The 6,657-nt window shown below is 62.6% G+C and carries 7 protein-coding genes; all 7 read right to left on the minus strand.

The genetic code is table 11. The features are described 5' to 3' along the window. Positions 1-5 precede the first annotated feature (5 nt). The gene (locus AC1DUY_RS04105) at positions 6-806 is read right to left on the minus strand and encodes an NUDIX hydrolase (protein ID WP_478112387.1); all 801 of its coding nucleotides are present in this window, start codon (positions 804-806) and stop codon (positions 6-8) included. Positions 807-967: 161 nt separating this feature from the next. Continuing rightward, positions 968-1,924, minus strand: a complete 957-nt coding sequence (locus AC1DUY_RS04110; RefSeq protein ID WP_478112389.1) for a dihydrodipicolinate synthase family protein — start codon at positions 1,922-1,924, stop codon at positions 968-970. A 69-nt stretch (positions 1,925-1,993) separates the two neighbouring features. Further along, positions 1,994-2,458, minus strand: coding sequence for a GNAT family N-acetyltransferase (locus AC1DUY_RS04115; protein WP_231080870.1), 465 nt, complete (start codon positions 2,456-2,458; stop codon positions 1,994-1,996). A 4-nt stretch (positions 2,459-2,462) separates the two neighbouring features. After that, positions 2,463-3,341 (minus strand): SDR family oxidoreductase, encoded by an 879-nt coding sequence (locus AC1DUY_RS04120; RefSeq protein ID WP_478112392.1) that lies wholly within the window; start codon positions 3,339-3,341, stop codon positions 2,463-2,465. Between the two features lie 99 nt (positions 3,342-3,440). Next, entirely contained in the window at positions 3,441-4,301 is an 861-nt protein-coding gene (locus AC1DUY_RS04125; RefSeq protein WP_315841733.1) for a MaoC family dehydratase, read from the minus strand. Positions 4,302-4,543: 242 nt separating this feature from the next. Next, complete coding sequence (locus AC1DUY_RS04130; protein ID WP_089267252.1) at positions 4,544-4,933, minus strand: Zn-ribbon domain-containing OB-fold protein; 390 nt, start codon at positions 4,931-4,933, stop codon at positions 4,544-4,546. Beyond that, positions 4,933-6,081, minus strand: coding sequence for a thiolase domain-containing protein (locus AC1DUY_RS04135; RefSeq protein ID WP_089267251.1), 1,149 nt, complete (start codon positions 6,079-6,081; stop codon positions 4,933-4,935). Before AC1DUY_RS04135 ends, AC1DUY_RS04130 begins: the two co-directional genes overlap by 1 nt. Positions 6,082-6,657: the final 576 nt, after the last annotated feature.

Below are 6,657 nucleotides of genomic sequence, written 5' to 3' on the forward strand. Positions count from 1 at the left end.
GCGCGCTATGGCGCGCCGGTGAGTTCGAACACCTCGCCGTCATAGCCGGCCTCGATCGGAATCCGTAGCTGGCGCTTGTCGCCATCGCGCGTGACGATGGGCGTGACGCTGACGATCGTGCTGCGGTTGGCGTCGTCGAGTGCCCCCGCGACGCTGGGCTGCTTACCGAGCTTGATGAGATTGCGCGTGGTCGGGAACGGCAGCGTGAAACGGCCCGATGCGCCGCCTTCCAGAGCTTCGCGCGGCGACAGCCAGATCGAATCCGTGGACTCCTTGCCGTCGTGCATGCCGACCTGTTCGGGCGGTGCCTCGGCAAGGAAAAACCATGTGTCGAAGCGCTTCTTCATGCCTTCCGGGGTGATCCAGTGTGCGTAAGGCACCAGCAGATCGAGCGCGAGCTCCAGATCGTTCTCGGCGATGATATCGGCGAATTTGACCTTGCCCTCGTTCAGCGCATCGCGATGCTGATCGGCGATGGCGCTCGCCTTCGTCGCGGCGATCAGGTCGTTAGAGCCGCGCGGTCGCGCCAGCAGGATGCGGCTTTCCTCGAAAGTCTCGCGGATCGCGGCGATCTTGAAAGCCAGCGCATCGGGATCGAGGCCGTCACCGCCGCTATATAGGTTCGGCTGCGTACCGATCTCGCGATCTCCGGCATCGACGCTGCCGCCGGGAAACACCAGTGCGCCCGATGCGAATTCGATCTGATAGTGCCGCACCATCATGAAGACGTCGATGGCGTCGGTTGCACCCTTGCGCAGCAGGAGGATGGTGGAAGCAGGACGCACAACGCCGGGCTCGCTTGGCATTCAGTTTCTCCCTGATCGGCATTCTGTGATGCCTGTTGTGCCGGCGATCGCCGACCTCTCGTTTGTCATGCCCGGACTTGATCCGGGCATCCATCTTTTACTTGGCAACCCTGAAGATGGATGGCCGGGTCAAGCCCGGCCATGACACTTCTGGGGAGTTATTAACCCGCAGCGCTCGACTGCGGTGCGATGTTCGCGCGCTTATCATAGCGAGCCACGCGCGACAGGAGATAATCGACTTCCGCCTTCGCCTGCGCCGTGATCGCGACACCCGGCTTGCGCTGCGCTGCCGAGGCTATGACGCCGCGCTTGTGCAGTACATATTTGCGGACCGCGAGGCCGATGCCGAGCTGCTGCTCGTAGCGGATCAGCGGCAGATGCGCGTCGAACAGATCATGTGCCTTGTCGCGCTCGCCCTTCTTCTGAAGATTGACGACGTCGATCAACAGCTCAGGGAAGGCATAACCCGTCATCGCGCCATCGGCGCCGCGCTCCATTTCGAAATCCAGGAACACGCCGCCATTGCCGGTGAGGATCGAGGTTTCGCGCAAGCTGCCGTCCTTCTGGAAGTTGCGCAGCGCGGTGATCTTCTCCAGGCCCGGCCAGTCCTCGTGCTTCAGCATCACGCAGGACTTGGAGTCCATGATGATCTTGCGGATCACCGCGGGGGTCATGACCACGGTGAGGGTCAGCGGATAATCCTGCAGCACCCACGGCACGTCATCGCCAATGGCATCCACCGCCTGCTTGAAATAGTTGGTGATCTGATCGTCGGTGCGCAGATGCGGCGGCGGGGCGATCATGACGCCGGCAGCCCCCGCATCCATCGACTTCAGCGCCAGCGAGCGCATGGCAGCGAAACCGGGCGCGGAAACGCCAACGATGATCTGCATCTTGTCGCCAGCACGCTTGATGAAGCGGGTTGCCACGGCCTCGGACTCGGCCCCCTCCAGCTTCGGCGCCTCGCCCATGATGCCGAGCACGGTTACGCCGTTGCAGCCGACCTCCTCATAGAAATCCGTCAGGCCGTCGATCGACTTGTCGTCGATGCGGCCGTCGTCGAGGAACGGGGTCGGTGCGATGGCGAAGGTGCCGGCGGCTTTGGCGGTCAGTTTCATGGTTACTCTCTGGATATTGGCGCTTGGAACGGACATTCTGGCCGGACACTATCATCCATCAACAAGGCTTCAAAGTGCGAGAGACAGCTTCGGAATGCATCGCCCCGGTATCGAGCCGGACGCGACCGTTCCCGCATCCACCGCACCCTCACGGCGGTAAAACCCGGCTGCGCCCGGATCAGCCTCAATGATCATGACCACGGCACCCACTTGGCGCGCTGCTGCCTTTGCCCAGTCCAGCAGGATGCGCCCTGCTCCCGATCGCAGTTGATCCGGCTCGACGAACAGTCTGTCGAGCTGGGCGACTTCGCCCGCGATCCCGACCTGAACCATGCCGATCACGCGTCCGTCGCGGACGGCGACCTGAAGTAGCGAGCTGCCAAAAGTCTCAGGCGTCAGCGTGAGTTCATCACGGCACGCCGCCATGAAGGCAGCGTCATAGCCCCAGACGGCCTTGGAGCGCAGGCAGAGTTCGGTCAGCGCTGCGGCCTCGTCGGGATGCGCTGCGCGCAGCGTGAGCATCCCTGAGGTCATGGACCTAGAACCGCCGCGCGCCGTGTTTGGTATCTTCCTCCGAGAAGAATATCTCGCCGGCATGGGTCACCACGTCCTGCGCACTCCAGCCGTCATGGGGCGGTTTCCAGCCTTCCATTTCCATCATCTTCATCTCGCGGACGCCGCGCGGGCCGGACACGCCGAGCACCTTGCCGGTCTGACTACCGGAGAGATCGCTGACCATGTAGAGCACCGCCGGCGCGATGCCATCGGGACCCAAGGCCGCGCCGGGATTTTCGATATAGCGCGGCAGGTCGGCGGTCATGCGGGTCAGCGCGCCCGGCGCCAGCGTCCACACGCGGATATTGTATTTGCGACCCTCGATGGCCAGCACATTGGACAGGCCCCAGATGCCGCCTTTGGCCGCGCCGTAATTGCTTTGGCCGAAATTGCCGATCAGGCCGGAAGTCGAGGACGTGTTGACGATGACGCCGCCACCATTTTCCTTCATCCATTTGAAGGCCGGCTGGGTGACGCAGAATGTGCCCTTGAGATGCACCTTCATGACCTTGTCCCACGCAGCTTCCGTGGCCTTGGCGAAGGTCTGGTCGAGCAGGATGCCGGCATTGTTGACGAGGATGTCGACCTTGCCGAACGCCTTGATGGCATCGTCGAACACCGACTGGCCGCCTGATATGGTCGAGATGTCGGCGCCATTGGCGACGGCCTTGCCGCCTTCCTTCTTGATGGCGTCGACGACCTGCTGCGCCATGGAGAGATCGGAGCCGGAGCCGTCGCGCGGGCCGCCAAGGTCGTTGACCACGACGGATGCGCCTTCGCGTGCGAACAGTTTTGCGTAGGCTTCACCGAGGCCGCCGCCGGCGCCTGTGATGATGGCAACCTTGCCGTCGAGAAGACCCATGACGTTCTCCCTGTATTTTTATGATTTTGTTTTTTGTTTTGCTCCGTCATGGCCGGGCTTGACCCGGCCATCCACGTCTTACGTCTTGAGGATTGAGTTCTAAGCCAGCACCGTCTTGCCGCTCTTGATCACGGTGACGCCGCGTTCCTTCACCTTGGCTTCAAAACTCACGACGTTGCCGTCCTTCCACAAATCCATGCTGACGGTCTCGCCCGGAAACACCGGCGACGAGAACCGCACCGCATGCTGCTTGAAGGCCGATGGATCGTAGTCGGCATAGGTCTGCAGCACGCCGCGGCAGGTGATGCCATAGGTGCACATGCCGTGCAGGATCGGACGCGGGAAGCCGGCGCGCTTGGCGAATTCGGGGTCGGAGTGCAGCGGGTTGCGGTCGCCGCACAGGCGATAGATCAACGCCTGATCGGGCCGCGTGGTGATATCGACCGTCTTGTCCGGTGCGCGCTTCGGCATCGCATGCGGCTCGGGCTGGCCTTCCGATTTGCCGCCAAAGCCGCCATCGCCGCGGGCGAAACGCGAGGCCACCAAAGTCGCCAGCGCCTCGCCGGCTTCATCGCGCAGGATCGTCTGATGCAGGATCACCGCGCCCTTGTCGGCGCCCTTGTCGAACACGCCGAGCACGCTGCTATCGGCGGTGATCTTCGCAGCCACCGGCAGCGGCTTGTGGAAGGTGATGTCGCGCTCGCCATCGACGACGAGCAGCTTGTTGAGACCCATCTCGCCCGGGCCCGAGCCCCATGCGGCAACCGATGCATAGGTCGGCACGACTTTCAGCGGACGCGGCGTATAGGTGCCTTCATTGACGAAAGCGAGTTCACGCTCGTCCATCGGATCGGCGCCCATGCCGATGCCATAGGCGTAGAGCATCACTTCGCGATCGGTCCAGGCATACTTCTGGCCGATGTTCTTCATCGCCATCAGGGCTTCGTAGTTGATGGGCATTTGAGCTCGCTCCTCGATTGTTCTTTTTGCTTTGCGGCGCCAATAATTGCGCCCTCTCCCCTTGCGGGAGAGGGTAGCACAGGCGCCCACTCCACACTTTGCAGGGAGAGGGGTAGCGGCAAGCACCGCCCTCTCCCGTCTCGAACGCCCCTGCGAAGCGAAGCTTCGCTAGAGCGTTCGATCCACCCTCTCCCGCGGCGCGCGGCTTCGCCACGCTGGGGGAGAGGGGAAGAAAGCGAGCGCTACGCCGGCGTGAAGAACGGCAGCGGCGCGCCGTCGGTGGGCTTCCACACCAGCTTCACCTTCTGTCCGATCTTCAGACTGCCCGGATCGCAATCGACGATGTTGGTCTGCACCGAGGGGCCTTCCTTCAGCGTCACATAGGCGATCACGTAAGGGCCGGTCGCCGACTTGCGCATGTGGCTGTAGGTATAGATCTCGCCCTCGCCCGACGACTGCTCCCATTCGGTCTTGTCGGAGAAGCAGAACGGGCAGATCGCGCGCGGGAAGAAATGCGCTTCGCCGCAGGTCGTACAGCGCTTGATCATAAACTTGCCATCCTTGGCCGCATCCCAGAACGGCTGCGATTCAGGATTGCCAGCGGGCGTCGGATACTTCTTGGCTTCAGTCATTACACGCGCTCCAGAATAGCGGTCGATGCGGCGTGACGTACGCCGAGCAGGCCTCCGGTGCCATGGGCGATCGCCAGATCGCAATTCGGCACCTGCACCTTGGGATGGGCTTCGCCGCGCAGCTGGCGCACGGCCTCTAAGATCTTGGTCATGCCGCCGCGATTGACGGGATGGTTGCTGCACAGGCCGCCGCCATCGGTGTTGAACGGCAGCTTGCCGACGCCCGAGATCAGGTTGCCGTCGGAGACGAACTTGCCGCCGTCGCCCTTCTTGCAGAAGCCGAGGTCTTCGAGCTGCATCAACACGGTGATGGTGAAGCTATCGTAGATCGACGCATACTTCATGTCCTGCGGCGTCACGCCCGCTTCCTCGAACGCGCGCGGACCGGACCACACACCGGCAGAGTAAGTGAGGTCGAGATCCTTGCCGCCGCGCGGACCCTTCATGGCTTCGCCGTGGCCGATCAGGCGGACCAGCGGCTTCTTCAGGCTCTTGGCAATCTCGGGCGTGGTGACGATCATGGCGCCGCCGCCGTCCGAGACGACGCAGCAATCCATGCGGTGCAGCGGATCGGAGATCATCGGCGAGTTCAGCACGTCCTCGACGGTGACGACGTCCTTGAGCATCGCGTGCGGGTTGTATTGCGCGTGATGCGAGGCCGCGACCTTGATCCAGGCGAGCTGTTCGCTGGTCGTACCGTAGTCGTGCATATGACGCATGGCACACATGCCATAGGCATTGTGCGTGGTCGCACCGTAAGCGGTCTCGAAATCGGCTTCAGCGCCCTGCAGACGCGGCGGCATCGCGCCGGTGCGTGGCTTGCCGGCCAGTGTGACGAGTGCGATCGAGCACTTGCCCGCAGCGATCGCCTGCGCGGCATGGCCGAGATGGATGATGTAGGAGCAGCCGCCGGTCTCGGTGGAGTCGACGTGACGCGGCTTGAGGCCGAGATAGTCGACCATCGGCCACAGGCCCCCTTGCGCATCGCCCGCGCAGAAATAGCCGTCGACGTCCTTGTGCGTCAGGCCCGCATCCTCGAGCGCGCCCTTGGCGACTTCGGCATGCAACTGCGCGATGGATTTGTCCGGCGCATGCCGGGTCGGGTGTTCGTAGATGCCGGCGATATATGCCTTGCCCTTGATGCTCAAACGTCTCTCCGATTGGTGTTTCGTCCCAGTTCAGTTTTTTGTGACCTTTCACGGCAGCCTTGGCAAGCGACAACATTTCACGCTGCGGACGTGAATTTCACAGAGCGGAATGGATGCAACACAGCCGGGAGCTTTTTCGCCAGTGATTAAGCTGTTTACCAATCTGGTCAGCGAGCTCTCACAAAAGCGGAGGTCAGGATTTCCGGAAGTGGTGGGCTGGACGGTGCCGACGACAGCGCGCGTTACGCGCAGGCCGCGACGTTCGATGCGGATTCAACTGTCAAACAGCCACTGCTCTTCAGACATGCGTCATCACCCCTGTTATTTGCGGCGCGGGGGCGCCGTCGTCTCTCGCATTCCCGCCCCCTTGTGAGAGGGCGTGCGGAACGCCGGGTGCCCGTTGCACCCTTGGGCCTGATGCGAATGCGGTCTTCCGCAGGTTAGTGTGCATCAGGACTTTCGGAGGCGCCGAGCGAGTGCCCAGCGTTCCGCCTGCGGTGTTTTTTCGGTTGCCTGCACATCTGCCATGGCGAACGGTCCCATCACCAAAATTAATGTCCCAGGGCGGAGGGACAG

The organism is Tardiphaga sp. P4_G1, assembly GCF_056401215.1.

Bases quoted from the DNA above. Each gene is read 5' to 3' on its own strand.
- AC1DUY_RS04110 (WP_478112389.1), bottom strand. From the start codon at position 1,924: ATGAAACTGACCGCCAAAGCCGCCGGCACCTTCGCCATCGCACCGACC.
- AC1DUY_RS04120 (WP_478112392.1), bottom strand. From the start codon at position 3,341: ATGGGTCTTCTCGACGGCAAGGTTGCCATCATCACAGGCGCCGGCGGC.
- AC1DUY_RS04115 (WP_231080870.1), bottom strand. From the start codon at position 2,458: ATGACCTCAGGGATGCTCACGCTGCGCGCAGCGCATCCCGACGAGGCC.
- AC1DUY_RS04125 (WP_315841733.1), bottom strand. From the start codon at position 4,301: ATGCCCATCAACTACGAAGCCCTGATGGCGATGAAGAACATCGGCCAG.
- AC1DUY_RS04130 (WP_089267252.1), bottom strand. From the start codon at position 4,933: ATGACTGAAGCCAAGAAGTATCCGACGCCCGCTGGCAATCCTGAATCG.
- AC1DUY_RS04105 (WP_478112387.1), bottom strand. From the start codon at position 806: ATGCCAAGCGAGCCCGGCGTTGTGCGTCCTGCTTCCACCATCCTCCTG.